This window comes from Pseudomonas sp. Lb2C2 (assembly GCF_052112205.1).
Lineage (GTDB): Bacteria > Pseudomonadota > Gammaproteobacteria > Pseudomonadales > Pseudomonadaceae > Aquipseudomonas > Aquipseudomonas kilonensis.
The window spans coordinates 267209-288873 of record NZ_JAUTYW010000001.1 but is presented as its reverse complement, the minus strand read 5'-3'; the positions used below and the strand labels follow the sequence as shown (position 1 = coordinate 288873).

Genomic DNA, 21665 nt, shown 5'->3' with positions numbered 1-21665 from the left:
ATGTCCTTGCCCAAACATCATCTGGAATTGCTCAGCCCCGCCCGCGACGTGACCATCGCCCGCGAGGCCATCCTGCATGGCGCCGACGCCGTGTACATCGGTGGCCCGAGTTTCGGCGCGCGTCACAACGCTTGTAACGAAGTGGGCGATATTGCCCGGCTGGTGGAGTTCGCCCATCGCTACCACGCCCGTGTGTTCACGACCATCAACACCATCCTGCACGACAACGAGCTGGAGCCGGCCCGCCAACTGATCCACCAGTTATACGATGCGGGTGTCGATGCGTTGATCGTCCAGGACCTGGGGGTGATGGAGCTGGATATCCCGCCCATCGAGCTGCACGCCAGCACCCAGACCGACATCCGCACCCTGGCCCGGGCAAAGTTCCTCGACCAGGCCGGCTTCTCGCAACTGGTATTGGCCCGTGAGCTGAACCTGCAGGAAATCCGCGCCATCGCCGATGAGACCGACGCGGCCATCGAGTTCTTCATTCACGGCGCGCTGTGCGTGGCGTTTTCCGGCCAGTGCAACATCTCCCACGCCCAGAACGGCCGCAGCGCCAACCGTGGGGACTGCTCCCAGGCCTGTCGCCTGCCCTACACCCTCAAGGACGACCAGGGCCGGGTGGTCGCCTACGAAAAACACCTGCTGTCGATGAAAGACAACAACCAGAGCGCCAACATCCGCGCCCTGGTCGAAGCGGGCGTGCGCTCATTCAAGATCGAAGGCCGCTACAAGGACATGGGTTATGTGAAGAACATCACCGCCTATTACCGCCAGCGCCTGGACGATGTCCTCGAAGACCGTCCGGACCTGGCCCGCGCGTCCAGCGGCCGCACCGCGCACTTCTTCGTCCCCGACCCGGACAAGACTTTCCACCGTGGCAGCACCGACTATTTCGTCAGCGAACGCAAGATCGACATCGGCGCCTTCGATTCGCCGACTTTTACCGGTGTGCCGGTGGGCGTGGTGGAAAAAGTCGGCAAGCGCGACCTGCAAGTGGTGACCTTCGACCCGCTGTCCAACGGCGACGGCCTCAATGTGCTGGTCAAGCGCGAAGTCGTCGGCTTCCGCGCCAACATCGCCGAGCCCAAGGGTGAATTCGAAGAGGATGGCCAGAAGCGTTACCGCTACCGCGTCGAGCCCAACGAAATGCCGGCCGGCATGTACCAGTTGCGCCCCAACCACCCGTTGAGCCGCAACCTGGACCACAACTGGCAGCAAGCGTTGCTCAAGACCTCCTCCGAACGCCGCGTGGGCCTGGCCTGGGTTGCACGCCTGCGTGAAGCGCGCCTGGAACTGACCGCCACCAGCGAAGAAGGCATCAGCGCCAGCGTCGCCCTGGATGGGCCGTTCGGCGTGGCCAACAAGCCGGAGCAGGCCCTGGAGCAGTTGCACGACCTGCTCGGCCAGCTGGGCACCACCGAATACCACGCCACCGCGATCAAGCTGGATGCGCCCCAGGCGTTCTTCATCCCTAACTCGCAGCTCAAGGCGTTGCGCCGCGAAGCCATCGAGGCCCTGACCGCCGCCCGCATCGAAGCCCACCCACGCGGTGGCCGCAAGGCCGAGACCAGCCCGCCGCCGGTGTACCCGGAGTCGCACCTGTCGTTCCTGGCCAACGTCTACAACCAGAAGGCCCGGGATTTCTACCATCGCCACGGTGTCAAGCTGATCGACGCGGCGTTCGAGGCCCATGAGGAAACCGGTGAAGTGCCGGTGATGATCACCAAGCACTGCCTGCGCTTCTCGTTCAACCTCTGCCCCAAGCAGGCCAAGGGCGTCACCGGCGTACGCACCAAGGTGGCACCGATGCAGCTGATACACGGTGATGAAGTGCTGACACTGAAGTTCGACTGCAAACCCTGCGAAATGCATGTGGTCGGCAAGATCAAGGGGCACATCCTCGACCTGCCATTGCCCGGCAGCACCGCGCAACCGGTGGTCGGCCATATCAGCCCTGAAGACCTGCTCAAGACGATTCCGCGCGCGCCGCATTAAACCAATACCCACCCGCTTCCCCTGTGGGAGTGGGTGTTCACAAAACTGGCATCCACCGCAGCCCCCCTGTGGGAGCGAGCTTGCTCGCGAAAGCGGTGGATCAGTTTGCATTGATGTTGAATGTGCCGCCGTCATCGCGAGCAAGCTCGCTCCCACAGTAGGTTCTCGGCTGTTTGATGACCCTCCGCTATTTTTCATTTCTGCGCCGTTTTTGCCTCACTGTGCGACAAATTCCCCCGCCAGACTCCCCTGCCCCACAATCGCCTGTTAGGTTGTAAGGGTTTGTGTCACCAAATCAGACACTTATCCCTTACAGCCTGCAAAGGAATGCCCAGCAATGGACTTCTCGCTCAAACACCTGGCCGTGACCACCCTGCTATTGTCCAGCCTCGCTTCGATCACCACCCCAGCATTCGCCAACATCAGCGCCCAACAGGGCGCCGCCATCGTCAAAACCTTCTCCGACACCTCCGTCACCGATTTCCGACAGTTCCTTGGTGAGGTAGCCAAAAGCGACCTGGGCAAAACCGCCAACCTCGGCCCGGCCATCAGCGCGTTCCAGGGCAACAAAACCCTTTCGGCTGAACAGCAGAACGAAATCCATCGTCTGCTGGGCCTCTATGCCCGAGTGAAATACGGCCAGGCGGCCACCGAGACACTGAAGGAACTGGTCGCCATCCCGACCTTTCGCAAGGACGGCGTGGCCCAGCACGAGAACCCGGAATTCCTCAAGATCGCCGACAAGATCAAAAACCTGGCCGAGGCGTTCAACCTCAACTTCCGCAATGTCGACAACCGCGTCTATGAGACTTCCCTCGAAGGCAGCGGCGACGAAGTCGTGGGCATTCACGCCCATGCCGACGTGGTGCCGGTAACGCCGGAAAACTGGGTGTTGAAAGATGGCACCCGCCTCGACCCGTTCAAGGTCACCCTGGTGGGCGACCGCATGTATGGCCGCGGTACCGAGGACGACAAGAACGGCATCGTGGTCGCGCTCTATGCGATGAAGATCATCAAGGAAGAGAAACTGCCGCTGGCGCGCAACTTCAAGCTGCTGGTCGACACCACCGAGGAAACCACCGGCGACGCCATCCCCTATTATTTCGAACGCAACCCGACGCCCAACTACAACCTGGCGCTGGATGGCGGCTACCCTGTGGTGATTGCCGAGAAAGGCTATGGCACCGTCATGGCGAACTTCACCCGGCGCGCTGCACAGGGCAAGGGGGCAGAAATTACCGCGTTGACGGGCGGCCTGGCGACCAATCAGATTCCGTCGACGTCCGTTGCTACCTTCGCCAGCGACAAGCCCGCCGAACTGGCCGCCAGCCTGCTCAAGGCCGGTACCGACTATGCCAAGCGCAACGGTGGCAACTTCGAAGTGACCAGCCAGGTCGTCGGCAAGGACGTCAATCTGACCTTCACTGGCGTTTCCGCCCACTCCTCCGAGCCCGAGTCAGGCGTCAACCCGGTGGCAAGGATGCTGGACTTCATCAATAGCCTCGACGGCAAGGTCGCGCTCAAACACAACCACATCACCGACGCCGCCCGCTACGCCGCCGACAACTGGGGCCTGGACTATCTGGGCAGCAAACTGGGAGTTGGTTTTTCCGATGCCTTCATGGGCCCGCTGACCGCGTCCCTGACCTACGTCGGGATGGATGAGAAGACCTTCAAGTTGGCAGTCAACCTGCGGGTGCCGGTGGGCAAGACCACAGAAGTCCTCAAGACTGAAATCGCCGACAAGCTGGCCGCCTGGAGCAAGAAGTCCCACGTCGCAGTGGCCTTCGACTATTCCATTGACGAGCCGATGTACCGCAACCCTGAGGGTGAATGGGTCAAGGCACTGTTGGCTGTGGCCAGTGAAAACCTGGGTATGGAACACAAATACGGCACCTCCGCCGGCGCCACGTCGGTCCATGAACTGCCCAACGGTGTGCAGTTCGGCCTGGCAATGCCCGACGTCAAGTACACCGGGCACAACGACAACGAGTTCAAGACGGTCGAGCAGTTCCTGTTGGACTTGCAGATCGTGACCGAGATGATGGGGCGGATCGGGCAATTGCCGAAGCTCTAAGGCGCGTGTGATCCATTGTGGCGAGGGAGCTTGCTCCCGCTCGGTTGCGCAGCGACCGCAAGTTTTTTGGGACTGCTGCGCAGTCCAGCGGGAGCAAGCTCCCTCGCCACAGGTTTACTTCATTCCTTCACGTGAGTGGCGCTTGGATCGATGACCTTGGCGGTAATGTCGACCAGCTCCAACCCCCAATCCCCATGCAGGTACCAGTCATCTCCAATCATCTCGGCCGGGTGCATCGTTCGATCGGCACCGTTACCGCAGGCCAGCGCACTGGTCGGACAGTAACGATCACAACCCCAGCAAATGCGCTCGGGATGTTTGGGACTGATGGGAAAGGGCTTTGCCATGACGACCCCGTATAACTGATGGGTGTACCCGCACCCTACCGCGTCGGGGCGCCGTGCCCCTTGATCCCGATCAAGAACAACCGTGCAGGAACGAGCCGGCATTTGTTGTTGGAAAATTCGCGCTAAAAATTGACAAGAATCATTATTATTCGCAGAAAAGCTTCCTAGACTCGGCGCCATCATTTAGCCAACCAGGAAGTCATCATGCGCACACTTGCCACTCTACCTCTGGCCTTGCTGTTTCTCGCACCACTGGCCCAGGCCAAGGAATACCCCATCGGCGAACCGCAACTGTGCCCAGGACTGGAGGTCGGTGCGGTGTATTTGCAGCCGATTGAAATGGCACCCGCCGGGATGATGCGGGCCACGGCTGACTCCGACGTGCACCTGGAAGCCGACATCCGCGCCACGGCGGACAACCAGCAGGGCTTCCAGGAAGGCAGTTTCGTGCCCTATCTCAACGTGTCGTTCCAACTGAAGAAGCAAGGCAACGACACCGAGCTCAAGGGTGACTTCCACGCCATGGTCGCCAACGACGGGCCGCACTATGGCGACAACGTCAAGCTGCTCGGCCCAGGCAAATATCAGCTGACGTTCACCGTCCTGCCACCCGGTGGCCATGGCTCCCTCGGTCGTCATACCGACAAGGAAACCGGCGTGGCGCCATGGTTCGAGCGCTGTGAATTGCACTACGAATTCGTCTACGCCGGGATCGGGAAAAAAGGCGGGTACTGAAAATGAATCGCCGATCCTGGCCGTCATACCTGGCCTGGCTGATGCTGGCCGGTCTGCTGCAACCGTCAATCGCCCAGGCTGAACTGCCGACCTACGAGCTGAGCATGCGCGACGGGCATTTCACGCCGGCGCAACTGCAAGTGCCGGCCGGGCAACGGTTCAAGATCGTGCTGAAGAACGTCGGCCAGGGCCCGGCAGAGTTCGAAAGCACGCCTTTGCGCGTCGAGAAAGTGCTCTCGCCCGGCGTCACGACCTTCGTGGTCATCCACCCGCTGCGTCCCGGGCACTATCCGTTTTTCGACGAATTCAATCCGCAACTGCCCGAGGGCGGGATTCTCGCCCAGTAATCGCTCAGCAGGAGGCGTTTGCATGACTCAATCGATGTTTATTGTCTGGCGCGAAAGCGTCGAGGCGTTGTTGGTGATCGGGATTCTCCAGGCCTGGGTCAGCCGGCAACAACAGGCCAGCCAACTGCTGCGCTATGTCTGGGCTGGCGCAGCGTTGGGCTTGCTGCTTTCCGGTGTGCTCGCAGGGCTGATCCTGCTGGCCGGCGAGGCCATGAGCGGGACGGCCAATGAATGGTTCCAGGCGTCGCTGGCACTGGTCGCCAGCTTGCTGATCGTGCAGATGGTCGGCTGGATGCACCGAAACGCGAGGACGCTCAAGCATGACCTGACACGCCACGCCGACCAGCGCCTGAGCCGCCAGGGCGGCCTGGGATTGTTGGTGCTGGCGCTGCTGGCGGTCAGCCGCGAAGGCAGTGAAACCGTGGTGTTCCTGTATGGCGCCGGTGCGCGCCTGCAAGGGCCGCAACTGGGCTTGTTCGCCGTCGGCGCGCTGGCCGGGCTGGTGTTGTCGCTGCTGACCGTCTCCTTGCTGCACAGCAGTCGCCGGCTCATCTCATGGCCGCGTTTCTTTGCCATCAGCGAAGCGATCCTGCTGCTGTTGGGGGCGGCGTTGCTGGTCAGCGGTATCGAGCGGGTCGGCGGGCAACTGCTCGCGATGGATTGGCCTGAGGCGGTGTATCGCGGCATTGGCGACGCGCTGTGGGACAGCAGCGCGATACTCGACGACGGCCATGGTTTGGGCGGGTTCCTGGCGGACTTCACCGGGTATCGGGCCAGCCCGAGTGCGATGACGCTGCTGGTGTGGCTGGGCTATTGGGGCGTCGTCGCAGGCTGGCTGTGGCCGCGCAAGGCGGAAAACCTGCCATGCCCAACCTGAACCCCTGGCTCCAGCGCCTGGGCGACGGCATGCGGCGCCACGGTGCAACCATTCGTGCCGTGCAATGGACGGTGGTGCTGTTCTACGCGGTGCTGTTGGTGGTGCCGGCCCTGCTGCCATTGCCCAGCGGCCAGGCACGCCTGTTCGACAATCTCACGTTGCTGGCGCAGTTTCTGTTCTGGGGCCTGTGGTGGCCGTTCGTGTTGCTGTCGATCGTGTTGTTCGGGCGGCTCTGGTGTGGCGTGCTGTGCCCGGAAGGCGCCTTGAGCGAATGGGCCAGCCAGTATGGCAAGGGCTTCGGGGTGCCGCGCGGATTGCGCTGGGCTGGCTGGCCGACCCTGGCGTTCTGCCTGACCACCCTCTACGGTCAACTGATCAGCGTCTACGACTACGCCCAGGCTGCATTGCTGATCCTGGGGGGCTCGACCGTCGCTGCGGTGATCGTCGGCCTGTTGTTCGCCCGGGGCAAGCGGGTGTGGTGCCGTTACCTGTGCCCGGTCAGCGGCGTCTTCTCCCTGCTTGCTCGCCTGGCGCCAGTGCACTTCCGGGTGGACGAACAACGCTGGCTGGAAAACCCGGCACCGCGTCGCCCTCCCCCCAACTGCGCGCCCTTGCTGGACATCCGCCGTATGCGCGGCGCCGCCGATTGCCACGCCTGTGGTCGCTGCAGCGGCCAGCGCGATGCGGTACGGCTGATTACCCGCTCCAGCAGCGAGGAAATCCTGCACTCGACGGCTGACACCCTCTCGCCCTGGGATGTTCGCTTGCTGTTGTTCGGTGTCATAGGCCTGGCCATGGGCGCCTTTCAGTGGACCGTCAGCCCGTGGTTCATTGCCCTCAAGCAAAGCCTGGCCCAATGGCTGGTCAGTCATGATTGGCTCTGGGCGCTCCAGGACAATGCGCCCTGGTGGCTGTTGACGCACTATCCGCAACTCAATGACAGTTTCAGTTGGCTCGATGGTTTTTGCATCGTCGCGTACCTGGGCATGAGTGCGCTGTTGATAGGCACTTCGCTGATGCTGCTGATACGCCTGGCGGCACGCCTCTCGGGGGATGGCGCACAATATTGGCCCTTAGCCATCACCCTGACGCCCCTTGGCGGTGCAGGGTTGTTCCTCGGCTTGTCGGCCACCACGGTCAAACTGTTGCGCTATGAGGGGCTGTTGCTGGAATGGGTCCAACCGGCTCGGGCCGGGTTGCTGATAGCGGCGATAGCCTGGAGTTTATGGCTGGGCTGGAAACGCCTGCAGCAAACAGAGGTATCACCGACCCAGCGATTGCCAGCCATGGCATGCCTGGTCTTGGCCAGCGGCCTGGTGGGTTATGGCTGGTGGTTGCAATTCTGGGGATGGTGATAGCCCCCGAACACAACACAAAATCCTGTGGGAGCGAGCTTGCTCGCGAAGGCGCCGGCACATCCAACATCACCACAGTTCAGACCTCCGCTATCGCGAGCAGGCTCGCTCCCACATTGAATTTGTGTTGCCCACAACATTCGGATTCGACACAAAACCCTGTGGGAGCTGAGGCTCCGACATTGCCCCGCCTACACCTTGAACCGCGCTACCGTCTCATGCAGTGAACCGGCCATCTGCGCCAGGTCCTGGCCCGCCGTATCGGTATGTCGGGCGCCCAGCATGACCTGTTCGGAGAGGTTGCGGATACCCACCAGGTTACGGTCCACCTCTCGCGCCACCAGGGCCTGCTGTTCCGTGGCGCTGGCGATCATCAGGTTGCGCTCGTTGATCTGCGAGATCGAGCGGGCGATTTCGTCCAGGGCATCGCCGGAGCGCTGGGCCACTAGCAGCGTGGCCTGCACCAGTTCGCTGTTGTTTTGCATGGAGCTCACCGCGTGCCCGCTGTCCAGGCGGATGTTACCGATCATGCCCTCGATTTCCCGCGTCGAATCCTGGGTTCGATGAGCCAGCGCCCGGACTTCATCAGCGACCACCGCAAAGCCACGCCCGGCATCGCCGGCGCGGGCCGCTTCGATGGCAGCGTTCAGGGCCAGGAGATTGGTCTGATCGGCAATGCTGCGGATCACATCCAGCACCGAGCTGATGTCCTGCACCCGCCCGGCCAATTGCTGGATTCGCCCGGAACTGTCCGTCACACCTTCGGCCAGGGCGGTAATGGAAGCCACCGTTTCCTGGACCTGTTCACGGCCGCGCTGTGCGGTTTGCTCAGACACTCGCGAGGCTTCGCTGGTACTCACGGCATTGCGCGCCACTTCATCCACCGCAGCGGTCATCTGGTTCACGGCCGCGGCCGCCTGTTCGATTTCATGCCCTTGCAACTGCAAGGTGCTGCTGGTCTGGCTGCTCACCGCGCTCAGTTCTTCGGAGGAACTGGCCACCCGATCCACCGAGGCCGCAATGTGCCGGACCATGCTATTGAGGCTCTGCTGCATGTCGTGCATGTTGCTCATCACGCTGTCATTGGCGCCGACGCCCACGGGCACGCGGATCGTCAGGTCGCCCTGGGCGATGAGGTTAAGCACCCGCGCCGCGTCATTGGGTTCACCGCCAAGGGGACGGGTCACGCTGCGGGTCACCAGGACCGCCACGGTGGTCACCAGAGCCAGACAGGCCAGCACCAACGCCAGCATGTTGCGCCTCGCATCGTTGTAACGTGCCTGGGCCAGGTGCTCACGCTCGACGAAGAGCTTGCCCTGCATCGCCATGATCCCTTCGAGACTCTTGTACACCTCGCGCTCTGCCGGAATCACCCCCTGCTTGAGCTGCGTCATCGCCTCCTGCGTCGCACCCTGACGGATCAACGCCTGCACCTGGACGAAAGCCGCCACATAGGCCTCGCGACGCTTCTTCAATTCGGCATACGCGGCCTTGCCTTCAGGCTGATCGAACAGCGGCTCCAGCGTGGCGAAGGCCTGGGTAATCCGTTGCCGGGTGGCGTCGATGGATTGCTGGACCTGTGCATTGTCCTTGTCGATCAGCAAGTCCCGGGTGTTCCTGGCGTTGTCGCGCACACCCGTGGCGATCACCATGATCGGGTCGATCTTGGGCCAGTCCTGCCTGACGATCTGCTCGGCCTGGTCGCGCAGCATCGCCAGGTCGTTCAAGGCGTAGAACGTCAAGGCGATCAAGGCCAGCGGCGCGATGGCAAAGCCGATCACGATGCGTTGGGCGGTGGTGAGTCTGGTCATATCAAATGCTCCCTGTTCAACTACCTGCCGGTTGGCAGCGCATTTGAAAACCTTGAAAAAAGAGGGCCCGGTTGTCCCGGGCCGCTGTCGGTCGTTCATCCCGGCGTCCGCTCAACTGCGCAATACGAACGAGGGAAACAGCTCGCGCATGGCGGCCCATAGTTCGGGCTGCAAAGCGTGTGCCGAGACGCTGGAAAGGTGGGGATCGAGCATCCGGGCGGTGCGTACCAGTTGCACGGCGAAACGTGTGACGCCGCGCTCACTCAAGCGTCGGGCCAGGGTCAGCAACCGCTCCGGGTCGAACAGATGCCAGTGCACCGTCGTGCGACACTCATAATCCACGCCGCTGGCCAGCAGATAGTCGAGGCTGCGCCAGTTGGCAGGGCCGCTGCCTTCGACCCGGGTCACGTCGAGGGCATCTTCGGGCAAGGCCTTGACGTCGAAACCCACCCAGTCGGCTTGTCCGACCACTTTGGCGAAGGCCGCCGGCTTGATGCCGGCACTGTGCAGGCCGATGCGAAAGCCCATCTGCCGCACTTCCTCCATGGCCGGCGCCAGGCCGTCCTGCAAGGTCGGTTCGCCGCCGCTGAAGACCACGGCGTCGAGCAGATCCTGACGGCGTTGCAAGAACGCCAACACCCGGCACCAATCCACCTCCTCGCTGCCGCGCGGCGGGATCAGTTGCGGGTTATGGCAATAACGACAACGCCAGGCACAACCCTGGCAAAACAGTACGCACGCCAGTTGACCCGGATAATCGAGGGTGGTCAGGGGCACCATGCCCCCGACCCGTAGCACTCGACTCATGGACGCCCGGCCGCGCGTTCGGTGAAGTGCACCCGCTCGCGGTGCTCGGACTGCTTGCCCGGGTTGAAGGCCGTTACCGGGCGGTGATAACCCATCACGCGGGTCCAGACTTCACAACGTTGACGCTGTGCTTGGGGAAGGCTTTGCGATGCATTCATGGGTGAAGCTCCTTGCGGTCGATGGATCGGATCAGTGAACGCTGCCTGCCAACTGCTGTTGCAGCAGCAAGGCCTCGTCGCATTTCGGGCAAAACTCGTGTTCGCCGGCCAGGTAGCCGTGCACCGGGCAGATGGAAAAGGTCGGCGTGATGGTCAGGTACGGCAGGCGGAAGCGTCCCAGGGCCTTGCGCACCAGCTGCTTGCAGGCCTGTGTCGAGGAAATCTGCTCGGCCATGTACAGGTGCAACACGGTGCCGCCGGTGTATTTGCATTGCAGTTCGTCTTGCAGCTCCAGGGCTTCGAATGGATCGTCGGTGAAGCCCACCGGCAGTTGCGACGAGTTGGTGTAGTACGGTGCGACCGGGCTGCCGGCCTGCAAGATATCCGGGTAGCGCTTGAGGTCTTCCTTGGCGAAGCGGTACGTGGTGCCCTCGGCGGGCGTGGCTTCGAGGTTGTAGAGGTGGCCGGTTTCTTCCTGGAATCGCAGCAGCGTGGCCCGCACGTGATCCAACAGTTTCAGGGCGAATTTCCGGCCTTGCTCGGTGTGCAGGCCTTGCTGGTCATCGGTGAAATTGCGCAGCATTTCGTGCAGGCCATTCACGCCGATGGTGGAGAAGTGATTGCGCAAGGTACCCAGGTAGCGCTTGGTGTAAGGGTACAAACCGGCATCCATGTGATGCTGGATGACCTTGCGCTTGACCTCCAGGCTCTCCATCGCCAGTTCCATCAGGGTGTCGATGCGTTGCAGCAAGGCGCTGGTGTCGCCCTTGTACAGATAGCCCAGGCGGGCGCAGTTGATCGTCACCACCCCCAGGGAACCGGTCTGTTCCGCCGAGCCGAACAGGCCACCGCCGCGCTTGAGCAACTCGCGCACGTCCAGTTGCAAGCGGCAGCACATCGACCGCACCTGATTGGGTTGCATGTCCGAGTTGAGAAAGTTCTGGAAGTACGGCAGGCCGTAGCGGGCGGTCATTTCGAACAGCCGGTCGGCGTTCTCGCTGTCCCAGGGGAAGTCATGGGTGATGTTGTAGGTCGGGATCGGGAAGGTGAAGACCCGGCCTTTCGCATCGCCGGCCTGCATCACCTCGATGTAGGCGCGGTTGATCAACTCCATTTCCGCTTGCAGGTCTCCGTAGGCGAACGGCATCTCCTGGCCACCGATCACCGGGATCTGTTCGCGCAGATCCTCCGGGCAGACCCAGTCGAATGTCAGGTTGGTGAACGGCGTTTGCGTGCCCCAGCGCGACGGCACATTGAGGTTGTAGATGAACTCCTGCAACGACTGGCGGACCTCGTCGTAGCTGAGTTGGTCCTTGCGTACATAGGGCGCCAGGTAGGTGTCGAACGAGCTGAACGCCTGGGCGCCGGCCCATTCGTTTTGCAGGGTGCCGAGGAAATTCACCATCTGTCCCAAGGCACTGCTCAGATGCTTGGGCGGCCCGGCCTCGACCCGCCCGGGCACGCCGTTGAGGCCTTCGTGCAACAGGGTGCGCAAGGACCAGCCGGCACAGTAGCCAGCGAGCATGTCCAGGTCATGGATATGCAGGTCAGCCTCGCGGTGCGCCTCGCCGATGGCCTGGCTGTAGACTTCGTCGAGCCAGTAGTTGGCGGTGACCTTGCCCGAAACGTTGAGGATCAGCCCGCCGAGGGAATACCCCTGGTTGGCGTTGGCCTGCACGCGCCAGTCTTCGCGATCCAGGTATTCGTTCATCGACGTGGCGACTTCCACCAGTGTGCGACGATCCCGACGCAGGCGTCCGTGTTGCTCGCGATAGACGATGTAGGCACGCATGGAGAGAAAGAAACCGGCGTCCATCAGTACCCGTTCGACACGGTCCTGGATCTGCTCGACGTTCAACCGCGTCTGCCCTTCCAACCGCGCCAACACCGCCTCCAGCAACGCCTCGGCCTCGGCTTCGGCGTATTCGCCGGTGGCCTTGCCGGCGGCGATCAGCGCCTGGCGGATCTTGTCCGCATCAAAGGCGACCACACTGCCATCGCGCTTGTGCAAGCGGTTACACCCTACTGAGATCAACGTGCTCTGCATTTTCGCTCCAGACACTACATATAGGCTTTTTGAGATCTTTAAACACAATATGCAGTGGAGAGTACGGGCAAAAGGCAGGGTTGCAATTGATCGACATCAAGAATCGGTTGCGACTATCCATCAGGCTTGAAAGGTCATTTTGCAGCCCCCTGATCCCCTGTGGGAGCAAAGCTTGCTCGCGATGAACGATGACACGGTCCTGCAGTTAAACCGTGTCGCCTGCATCGCGGGCAAGCCTTGCTCCCACATGGGTTACGGCGTGACTGTAAGATTTGTATCCACAACAAATCCCCTTGTGGGACCTGAGCACTGCTCACCCCCCACTCATGTTCATGAACCGCACAATCTGCACTTCCCCACCCGGATTGAAGTCATGGCGCAGTGGCTTGCCACGCAACGCCTGCTGCACCGCCTGAATCACCGGTTGGTCTTCCAGCGGATAACGCCGCAGCAAGCCGCGCAGGTCGAGGGAGTCCTCTTGTCCCAGGCACAACAGCAAGCGCCCTTCGACGGTCATGCGCACGCGGTTGCAACTGGCGCAGAAGTTGTGGGTGTTGGGCGAAATGAAACCGATGCGGGTATCCGGATGACGCTCCAGGCGCACATAGCGCGCCGGCCCGCCGCTGCTCTCGGCGCTGTCGAGCAGGCGATGATGGCGGGCGATCTCGGCCCGTACCTCATCGCTGGAACAGAACGACTCGCCCCGGGAACGCCCGACCTCCCCCAATGGCATTTCCTCGATGAAGCTGATGTCGATGCGCTGCTCGATGGCGTATTGCACCAGCGCCGGAACTTCATCGAAGTTGCGTCCCTTCATGACCACGCAGTTGAGCTTGATCCGTTCGAACCCGGCGACCTTCGCCGCTTCGATGCCGGCCAGCACCTGGTCCAGGTTGCCGTTGCGGGTGATCGCCCGAAAACGTTCGCCGTCCAGGCTGTCGAGGCTGATGTTCATGCGCTTGACCCCGGCCTCGACCAGCGGCTGGGCCAACCGCCCCAACTGCGAGCCGTTGCTGGTCATCACCAGTTCCCGCAGGCCGGGCAATGCAGCGATCTCACGACACAACCCGACGATGCCCGGACGGATCAGCGGCTCGCCACCGGTCAGGCGGATTTTCTTCACCCCCAGGCCGACGAACAGCCGCGCCAGGCGCTGCAACTCCTCCAAGGTCAACACTTGCTGACGTGGCAGGAACGTCATGTTTTTCGCCATGCAATACACACAACGAAAATCACAACGATCGGTCACCGACATCCGCAAGTAATCGATCTGGCGCCCAAATCCGTCCTGCAACACCGCGTTCATGAAAATCTCCCGATTGAGCCCGTGCTCACTGCACCAGCGGCGAGTCGGCACCCTGAAGGTGAATGCCGCGAATATCCGCCGCACCGATCAGGGTTTGCAGGTACTGCACCAGCGCTTTTTGCCACACGCCCTGCTGCAACTGGGTACGAATCGCCGTCGCTACCGCCTCATACGGCAATGGCTGGCCATCGATTCGCTGGTCGATGCTGATCACGTGCCAGCCGTAACGACTTTCCAGCGGTTTACCGGCCAGGCCCGCCGGCAGGGTGAACAACTGGCGCTCCAGTTCAGGCACGGTCTGGCCCTTGCTGATCTGCCCCAGCGAACCGCCTTGCGCCTTGGATGGACACGCCGAATGCTTCAGCGCCAACTCGGCAAAACTGCCCGGGAACTGGTCCAGCCGCTCCAGCAGCAGCTCGGCCTGGACATGTGCCAGGCTGCGCGCCTCGGCATCGTCCGGCGCACACTCGAGCAGGATGTGCCGCACTGCCAGCAACGGTGCGCTGTGAAACCGCGCCCGGTTGCTTTCGTAATAACGCAGGCAGGTAGCCTCGTCGCACTGCGGCACCTGCACCTCGCGTTCGAGCAGCAGCCGCGTGGCCGCTTCCTCTTCGTTTTCACCGGCGCCGACCTGCAACGCCAGGCCCAGTTCGGCGATACGTTGCTGCAGCAACTCACGAATCACCAAGGCCCGTGCCGCTTGGTAAACCGCCTCCTCGCGGCTTTGTGCCGGGTGATACTGCAGCTCCTGGGCCATCGCCTGCGGGGTGACCGACACCCCGTTGACGCTGACGATCGGCCACTCTTGCTCACTGCTGGCAATCAACTGTGGCGCTTCATCCTCCGCCACCGGCCCGGCCTGGGCCGGCTCGAACTGCACCGCCCCCACTGGTTCGGCATCGGCCACCGGCGCGATCACCGGTGCCGCTTTTGCCGAAGAACCACAGCCGCCGCTGCCGCCACCACCACCGCCACATCCGCATCCACTCGCCATGATCTTCTCCTCAAAACTTCTGCCGAACGATTTGATAACGACGTCCCAGGTACCAGACCGGCGCACTGACGATGTGGACCAGACGAGTGAACGGGAACAACACGAACAGGGTCAGGCCCAGCACCACGTGGAGCTTGTAGACCAGGCCCACCGGCGCTATCGAGGTCGCGGCTTCAACCGGACGCAACAGCACGGTGTTCTGGGCCCAATCGGCCAGCATCACCATTACCGAGCCGTCCATATGGGCGGTGGACGCGACGATGGTCATCAGCCCCAACACCAGTTGCACCAGCAGCACCACCAGCACCAGGATGTCCGAGGCATTGGAGGTGGCGCGAACCCGTGGGTCAGTCAGGCGACGGTTGAGCAGCATCACCAGGCCAATCAGGCCGAGTACGCCGAAGAAACCGCCGGAAACCATCGCCAGCAACTGCTTGTTTTCGGTGCTCAGGAAGTGGTGATAAACCGCCGAAGGCGTCAGCAGCCCGACGAAGTGGCCGGCCAGCACGAACAGCACGCCGATGTGAAACAGGTTGCTGGCCACGCGCATGCCGCGCTTGTTCAGCATCTGGCTGGAACCGGCCTTCCAGGTGTACTGGGACAGGTCGAACCGCGCCCAGCTACCGATCAGGCAAATCGCCAGGGCGACATAGGGGTAGACCCCGAACAACAACAGATCCCATTTAGACATTGCCCACCTCCCCGGCTGGCGCTGCGGCCCGCCCTTCATGCTGAAAATCCACCCAGTGCAGCGGCACCGCACTTTCGTCCCGCGCCTTGCCCGGCGCGCTTGGCATCGAGCTGCAACGGTCTTGCTGCTCGGCCTTCATGAAATCGACCGCCTCTTCTTCCCAGACCCTGTCCAGGGCTTCGAGGGAGTCGTCCCGTGGCTCGGCCTTTACTTGCTCAAGCATCTCGGCCACCGCCACCTGGGGTTCAGCGCCGGATATCTGCAGCAGAGCCCGGAAGCAACTGGCGTAGGCGCTTTCACGCTCTTCCAGGCGCGCCGCGAGCAAGGCCAGCAGGTGCGCTACATCGGCCAGGCCCTCGCGGGCCTCGATGTCTTCGCGGGTGGAAAGAAACTCCAGGTACAACGGGATGTAGTCAGGCAGCTCCTTGACGCCGATGGCGAAACCGGCTTCTTCGTACTGGGCCATCATGTCGACCATGGCCTGGCCGCGGTCACGGGATTCGCCATGGACATGTTCGAACAACAGCAGCGACAGCGAACGACCGCGGCCGAACAGCGCACCGTAGTGCTCCTGGCCGTCCATCAGGTCCTTGCCGCAGATCACCTCCAGCAACTCGAACAACCCGGAGCGCTGGGCGGGACTGATTTCCCGCGCCTGGAGAATGGCCTGTTCCAGCTCGTCACGACCGGCCACCAGGGTCTCGGTCGGGTAATCGAGCAGCAACGAAATCACTTTGAGAATGCGCATGCTCATTCCTCCCACAACTGCACGGTTTTGATCACGTCGCGGCGGTTGGCCTTCTTGCCACCGAACATGTTGGTGTCGGAACTGCCACTGCAACCACTGCCAAAGCTGAAGCCGCAACCGGAGCGCTCGGCGAACGCGTCGCTCATGGCGTCTTCGCGGTGGGCGCTTGGCACCACGAAGCGGTCTTCGTAGTTGGCGATGGCCAGGTAGCGGTACATCTCTTCCACCTGGTTCACGCTCAAGCCGACGTCGGCCAGCACTTGCAGATCCTGCACGCCGTCGACCTGCTCGGAACGCTTGTAGGCCCGCATCGCCAGCAAGCGTTTGAGCGCAAGCTTGACCGGCTTTTCATCGCCGGCGGTGAGCATGTTGGCCAGATAGCGCAGCGGGATACGCAAGCTGTCGACGTCCGGGATCACCCCGTTCATGCCCACGGTGCCGGCCGTCGCAGCGTTCTGGATCGGCGACAGTGGCGGCACGTACCAGACCATTGGCAAGGTGCGGTATTCCGGGTGCAGCGGCAGTGCGAGTTTCCAGTCCACGGCCATTTTGTAGACCGGCGAGCGTTGCGCCGAGTCGATCACCGACTGCGGTACACCATCGGCCAGGGCCTGGCGAATCACCGCCGGGTCGTTCGGGTCGAGGAAGATCTCCAGTTGTTTCTCGTACAGGTCCTGCTCATTGGCGGTGCTTGCCACTTCGCTGATGCGATCGGCGTCATACAGCAGCACACCGAGGTAACGGATCCGTCCAACGCAGGTTTCAGCGCAGACGGTCGGCATCCCGGCTTCGATGCGCGGGTAGCAGAAAATGCATTTTTCCGATTTGCCGCTCTTCCAGTTGAAGTAGATCTTCTTGTACGGGCAGCCGCTGATGCACATGCGCCAGCCGCGGCATTTCTCCTGGTCGATCAGGACAATGCCGTCCTCCTCGCGCTTGTAGATCGCACCGCTCGGGCACGACGCCGCGCACGCCGGGTTCAGGCAGTGCTCGCACAGGCGCGGCAGGTACATCATGAAGGTGTTTTCGTACTCGCCGTAGATGTCCGCCTGGATCTTGTCGAAGTTCTTGTCCTTGCGCCGCTTGGCGAATTCGGTGCCGAGGATTTCCTCCCAGTTCGGGCCCCATTCGATTTTCTGCATGCGCTTGCCAGACACCAGCGAACGCGGGCGTGCGGTGGGTTGATGTTCGCCCAGTGGCGCGGTGTGCAGGTGCTGGTAGTCGAAGTCGAACGGTTCGTAGTAGTCGTCCAGGCTCGGCAGGTCCGGGTTGGCGAAGATGTTCGCCAACACGCGGAACTTGCCGCCGATGCGCGGGTTGATCGAACCGTCAGCGTTGCGGATCCAGCCGCCTTTCCACTTGTCCTGGTTTTCCCACTCCTTGGGATAGCCGATGCCCGGCTTGGATTCGACGTTGTTGAACCAGGCGTATTCCATGCCTTCACGGCTGGTCCAGACGTTCTTGCAGGTAATCGAGCAGGTGTGGCAGCCGATGCATTTGTCCAGGTTCAGGACCATGCCGATTTGTGAGCGAATCTTCATCTCAGTTCTCCTCGATATCAGTCGGCAGTGGACGCGGCAAATCATCGCCACTGGAACCATCGAGCCAATCGACCTTGACCATCTTGCGCACCACGACGAATTCGTCGCGGTTGCAACCGACCGTGCCGTAATAGTTGAAGCCGTAGGCCTGTTGGGCGTAGCCGCCAATCATGTGGGTGGGCTTGAGCACCACGCGGGTCACCGAGTTGTGGTGGCCGCCACGGGTCTTGGTGGTTTCCGAACCCGGCACGTTCACGATCCGTTCCTGGGCGTGATACATCATCACCATGCCTTCCTTGACCCGTTGGCTGACCACCGCACGGGCGGTCAGCGCGCCGTTGACGTTGAAGCATTCGATCCAGTCGTTGTCCTCGATACCGGCGCGCTTGGCGTCGATTTCCGAGAGCCAGACAATCGGTCCGCCACGGCTCAAGGTCAGCATCAGCAGGTTGTCGCTGTAGGTGCTGTGGATGCCCCACTTCTGGTGCGGGGTGATCCAGTTCAGGACGATCTCGGTCTCGCCATTGCTGCGTTTACCCTTCACGCCGGCGATGGTGCGGGTGTTGACCGGTGGCCGGTAACTCATCAACTGCTCGCCGAACGCCTGCATCCACGGGTGGTCCTGGTAGAACTGCTGGCGACCGGTGATGGTGCGCCATGGGATCGACTCATGGACGTTGGTGTAGCCGGCGTTGTAGCTCACGTGATCGTCTTCCAGGCCAGACCAGGTCGGGCTGGAAATGATCTTGCGTGGCTGGGCCTGGATGTCACGGAAGCGAATCGCCTCGTGCTCCTTGGAAATGGCCAGGTGGCTGTGGTCGATGCCGGTGAATTCCGACAGCGCCGCCCAGGCTTTCAGTGCGACATGGCCGTTGGTTTCCGGCGCCAGGGACAGGATCACTTCGGCAGCGTCGATGGCGCTGTCGATTTTTGGCCGCCCTTGGCTGATGCCCGCCTCGACTTCCTTGTGGTTCAGCTCACCGAGGAATTTCACTTCGGTTTCGGTGTTCCAGTTGATGCCCTTGCCGCCGTTGCCGAGTTTTTCCAGCATCGGGCCCAGGGAGGTGAACTGCTTGTAGATGTTCGGGTAGTCGCGTTCCACCACGTGCAGGTTCGGCGCGTTCTTGCCCGGGACCGGTGCAACGCCGGCGCTTTTCCAGTCGGTGCCGCCAAATGGCTGGGCCAACTCGCCGACGCTGTCGTGCATCAGGGGTACGGTGACCAGGTCTTTCTCGACACCCAGGTGGCCGACCGACATGGCGGAAAACGCCTTGGCGATGCCCTTGTAGATTTCCCAGTCCGAACGCGATTCCCAGGCCGGATCGATGGCGGCCGACAGTGGGTGAATGAACGGGTGCATGTCCGAAGTGTTCATGTCGTCTTTTTCGTACCAGGTAGCAGTCGGCAAGACGATGTCGGAATACACGCAGGTCGAGGACATGCGGAAGTCCAGGGTGGTCACCAGGTCGAGCTTGCCAATGGCGCCCTCGTCGACCCATTCGGCTTCGGTGGGCTTGCACTCGGTGCTATGGCCGATGTCTTCATTCATCACGCCGTTCTTGGTGCCCAGCAGGTACTTGAGCATGTACTCGTGGCCCTTGCCCGAGGAGCCCAGCAGGTTGGAACGCCAGATGAACATGTTGCGCGGGAAGTTCACCGGGCTGTCCGGTTGCTCGCAGGCAAAGCGCAGGGAACCGTCCTGCAGCGACTTGACCACGTAGTCCTTGGGGTCCAGGCCCGCGGCGGCGGCGTCCCGGCAGATGTGCAGCGGGTTGGTGTTGAGCTGCGGTGCACTCGGCAACCAGCCGGCCCGTTCGGCGCGGATGTTGTAGTCCAGGGCGTGCTCGGGGAATTGCGATTTGTCGGCCAGGGGCGAGAGCACATCGTGCATGCTCATCTTCTCGTGGCGCCATTGCGAACTGTGGCCGTAGAAGAAGCTGGTGCCGTTCATCTGCCGTGGCGGACGGTTCCAATCCAGGCCAAAGGCCAGGGGCAGCCAGCCGCATTGCGGACGGAGTTTTTCCTGGCCGACATAGTGGGCCCAGCCGCCGCCGGTCTGGCCGACACAACCGCAGAGCATGAGCATGTTGATCAGCCCGCGGTAGTTCATGTCCATGTGGTACCAGTGGTTCATCGCCGCACCGACGATGATCATCGAGCGTCCACGGGTCTTGTCGGCGTTGTCGGCGAACTCGCGGGCGATCTGGATCGCCTTCTCGCGGCTCACACCGGTGATCTGCTCCTGCCAGGCCGGGGTGCCGGGTACCGAAGCGTCGTTATAGTCCTTGGCAACGTTGGCGCCGCCCAGGCCACGGTCGATCGCCAGGTTGGCCGCCGACAGGTCGAATACGGTGGCGACTTTCGCCACGCTGCCATCGGCCAGCACCACGCTGTGCACCGGCACCCGACGGAACTGCACCGCATCACCGGCCACATGCTGGAAGTACTCCTGGGCTTCGCCGGCGAAGTACGGGAACGCCACCTCGGCGACGTCGCCGCCGATCAGGCTCAGCTTGAGGTCGATCTCACGCCCCTCGCCGCCTTCACGGGGCAGGATGTTCCACTTGCCCTTCTCACCCCAGCGATAGCCGATGGAGCCTTGGGGCGAAACCAGTTCGCCGCTGGCATCCAGGGCGATGGTTTTCCATTCCGGGTTGTTGTCCTGGCCGAGGTTGTCGGTCAGGTCGCTGGCCCGCAGGAAACGGTCCGGCTGGTAACCGGCACCCGGCGCGGCGCCGAGCATTGGCTTGAGCATCACCAGCACCGGCAGGTCGGTGTAGCGCTTGGCGTATTCGGTGAAATAGGCGCTCGGCTTGTCCAGGTGGAATTCTTTGAAGATCACATGGTTGAAGGCCTGGGCCAACGCGGCGTCGGTGCCCTGCTTGGGGTTGAGCCACAAGTCGGTGAGCTTGGCGACTTCTGAATAGTCCGGGGTGATCGCCACGGTCTTGGTGCCCTTGTAGCGCACCTCGGTGAAGAAGTGGGCGTCAGGGGTGCGGGTCTGCGGGACGTTGGAGCCCCAGGCAATGATGTAGTTGGAGTTGTACCAGTCGGCCGATTCCGGCACGTCGGTCTGCTCGCCCCAGACCATCGGCGAAGCTGGCGGCAGGTCGCAATACCAGTCGTAGAAGCTCAGGCACACGCCACCGATCAACGACAGGTAACGCGAGCCGGCGGCGTAGCTGACCATCGACATGGCCGGGATCGGCGAGAAGCCCACCACCCGGTCCGGGCCATGTTCCTTGATGGTGTAGACGTTGGCCGCGGCGATGATCTCGTTGACTTCTTCCCAGTTGGAACGGATGAAGCCACCCATGCCGCGCTTGCTTTTATAGGAGTAGGCCTTGGCCTTGTCCTCGACGATGCTGGCCCAGGCTTCCACCGGCGGCAGAGTCTGCCGGGCTTCGCGCCACAGCTTGAGCAATGGCTTGCGAATTTTCGGGTACTTGAGCCGGTTGGCGCTGTAGATGTACCAGCTGTAGCTCGCGCCGCGAGGGCAGCCGCGTGGTTCGTGGTTGGGCAGATCGTTGCGGGTACGCGGATAGTCGGTCTGCTGGGTTTCCCAGGTGATCAGGCCATTCTTGACGTAGATTTTCCACGAGCACGAACCGGTGCAGTTCACCCCATGGGTGGACCGCACGATCTTGTCGTACTGCCAGCGCGAACGGTAGACGTTCTCCCAGTCGCGGGACTCCTTGCGGGTCTCGCCGTGACCATCGGAAAACTCGCCTTGCTTGCGGTTGAAAAACCGCAGTTGATCCAGTAAATGACTCACAGTGTGTTCCTCTCAGGCTTGCTCCGCGGGGTCTGCGCCCCGCCCACG

General features: G+C 62.2%; 17 protein-coding genes. 6 read left to right on the top strand and 11 right to left on the bottom strand.

The genetic code is table 11. The annotated features are described in order from the left end of the window. On the top strand, positions 1 to 2001 hold the full coding sequence (locus Q7F16_RS01220) for a peptidase U32 family protein (RefSeq protein WP_409555448.1): 2001 nt from the start codon (positions 1 to 3) through the stop codon (positions 1999 to 2001). Positions 2002 to 2338: 337 nt separating this feature from the next. Further along, the gene (locus Q7F16_RS01215) at positions 2339 to 4078 is read left to right on the top strand and encodes a dipeptidase (RefSeq protein WP_409555447.1); all 1740 of its coding nucleotides are present in this window, start codon (positions 2339 to 2341) and stop codon (positions 4076 to 4078) included. Between the two features lie 119 nt (positions 4079 to 4197). On the opposite strand, the gene Q7F16_RS01210 is transcribed toward Q7F16_RS01215, so the two are convergent. Beyond that, the gene (locus Q7F16_RS01210) at positions 4198 to 4425 is read right to left on the bottom strand and encodes a DUF3079 domain-containing protein (protein WP_046062150.1); all 228 of its coding nucleotides are present in this window, start codon (positions 4423 to 4425) and stop codon (positions 4198 to 4200) included. A gap of 204 nt (positions 4426 to 4629) precedes the next feature. Between Q7F16_RS01210 and Q7F16_RS01205 the strand changes: the two genes are divergently transcribed. The 4 genes from Q7F16_RS01205 to Q7F16_RS01190 are packed head-to-tail and all read left to right on the top strand — an operon-like array spanning position 4630 to position 7739. Further along, positions 4630 to 5160, top strand: coding sequence for an iron transporter (locus Q7F16_RS01205; protein ID WP_014339191.1), 531 nt, complete (start codon positions 4630 to 4632; stop codon positions 5158 to 5160). 2 nt (positions 5161 to 5162) lie between these two features. Then, positions 5163 to 5507: a cupredoxin domain-containing protein gene (locus Q7F16_RS01200; RefSeq protein WP_046062149.1), complete on the top strand. Its 345-nt coding sequence runs from the start codon at positions 5163 to 5165 to the stop codon at positions 5505 to 5507. Between the two features lie 22 nt (positions 5508 to 5529). Next, positions 5530 to 6384 carry an FTR1 family iron permease gene (locus Q7F16_RS01195; protein ID WP_409555446.1) on the top strand — a complete coding sequence of 285 codons (855 nt, stop codon included), beginning with the start codon at positions 5530 to 5532 and terminating at the stop codon, positions 6382 to 6384. Continuing rightward, positions 6372 to 7739: a 4Fe-4S binding protein gene (locus Q7F16_RS01190; protein WP_409555445.1), complete on the top strand. Its 1368-nt coding sequence runs from the start codon at positions 6372 to 6374 to the stop codon at positions 7737 to 7739. The genes Q7F16_RS01195 and Q7F16_RS01190 overlap by 13 nt, the downstream gene beginning before the upstream one ends. A 191-nt stretch (positions 7740 to 7930) precedes the next feature. On the opposite strand, the gene Q7F16_RS01185 is transcribed toward Q7F16_RS01190, so the two are convergent. The 10 genes from Q7F16_RS01185 to Q7F16_RS01140 all read right to left on the bottom strand — a co-directional run bounded on the left by Q7F16_RS01185 (position 7931) and on the right by Q7F16_RS01140 (position 21617). Next, on the bottom strand, positions 7931 to 9550 hold the full coding sequence (locus Q7F16_RS01185) for a methyl-accepting chemotaxis protein (protein ID WP_409555444.1): 1620 nt from the start codon (positions 9548 to 9550) through the stop codon (positions 7931 to 7933). Between the two features lie 111 nt (positions 9551 to 9661). Further along, entirely contained in the window at positions 9662 to 10357 is a 696-nt protein-coding gene (locus tag Q7F16_RS01180; protein WP_041476031.1) for an anaerobic ribonucleoside-triphosphate reductase activating protein, read from the bottom strand. After that, positions 10354 to 10515, bottom strand: coding sequence for an anaerobic ribonucleoside-triphosphate reductase (gene nrdD / locus Q7F16_RS01175; protein WP_014339185.1), 162 nt, complete (start codon positions 10513 to 10515; stop codon positions 10354 to 10356). Before nrdD ends, Q7F16_RS01180 begins: the two co-directional genes overlap by 4 nt. 31 nt (positions 10516 to 10546) lie before the next feature. Beyond that, the gene (locus Q7F16_RS01170) at positions 10547 to 12562 is read right to left on the bottom strand and encodes a ribonucleoside triphosphate reductase (RefSeq protein WP_409555443.1); all 2016 of its coding nucleotides are present in this window, start codon (positions 12560 to 12562) and stop codon (positions 10547 to 10549) included. 313 nt (positions 12563 to 12875) lie between these two features. Continuing rightward, positions 12876 to 13868, bottom strand: coding sequence for a GTP 3',8-cyclase MoaA (gene moaA / locus Q7F16_RS01165; RefSeq protein ID WP_409555442.1), 993 nt, complete (start codon positions 13866 to 13868; stop codon positions 12876 to 12878). Between the two features lie 25 nt (positions 13869 to 13893). Continuing rightward, complete coding sequence (locus Q7F16_RS01160) at positions 13894 to 14862, bottom strand: peptidylprolyl isomerase (protein ID WP_409555441.1); 969 nt, start codon at positions 14860 to 14862, stop codon at positions 13894 to 13896. 10 nt (positions 14863 to 14872) lie between these two features. Continuing rightward, a complete protein-coding gene (narI, locus tag Q7F16_RS01155) occupies positions 14873 to 15553 on the bottom strand; it encodes a respiratory nitrate reductase subunit gamma (protein WP_409555440.1) in 681 nt (226 codons plus the stop codon). Beyond that, entirely contained in the window at positions 15546 to 16301 is a 756-nt protein-coding gene (gene narJ / locus Q7F16_RS01150) for a nitrate reductase molybdenum cofactor assembly chaperone (RefSeq protein ID WP_014339180.1), read from the bottom strand. The genes narI and narJ overlap by 8 nt, the downstream gene beginning before the upstream one ends. 2 nt (positions 16302 to 16303) lie before the next feature. Further along, positions 16304 to 17842 carry a nitrate reductase subunit beta gene (gene narH, locus Q7F16_RS01145; protein WP_409555439.1) on the bottom strand — a complete coding sequence of 513 codons (1539 nt, stop codon included), beginning with the start codon at positions 17840 to 17842 and terminating at the stop codon, positions 16304 to 16306. 1 nt (position 17843) lies between these two features. Beyond that, the gene (locus Q7F16_RS01140; RefSeq protein ID WP_409555438.1) at positions 17844 to 21617 is read right to left on the bottom strand and encodes a nitrate reductase subunit alpha; all 3774 of its coding nucleotides are present in this window, start codon (positions 21615 to 21617) and stop codon (positions 17844 to 17846) included. Positions 21618 to 21665 lie beyond the last annotated feature (48 nt).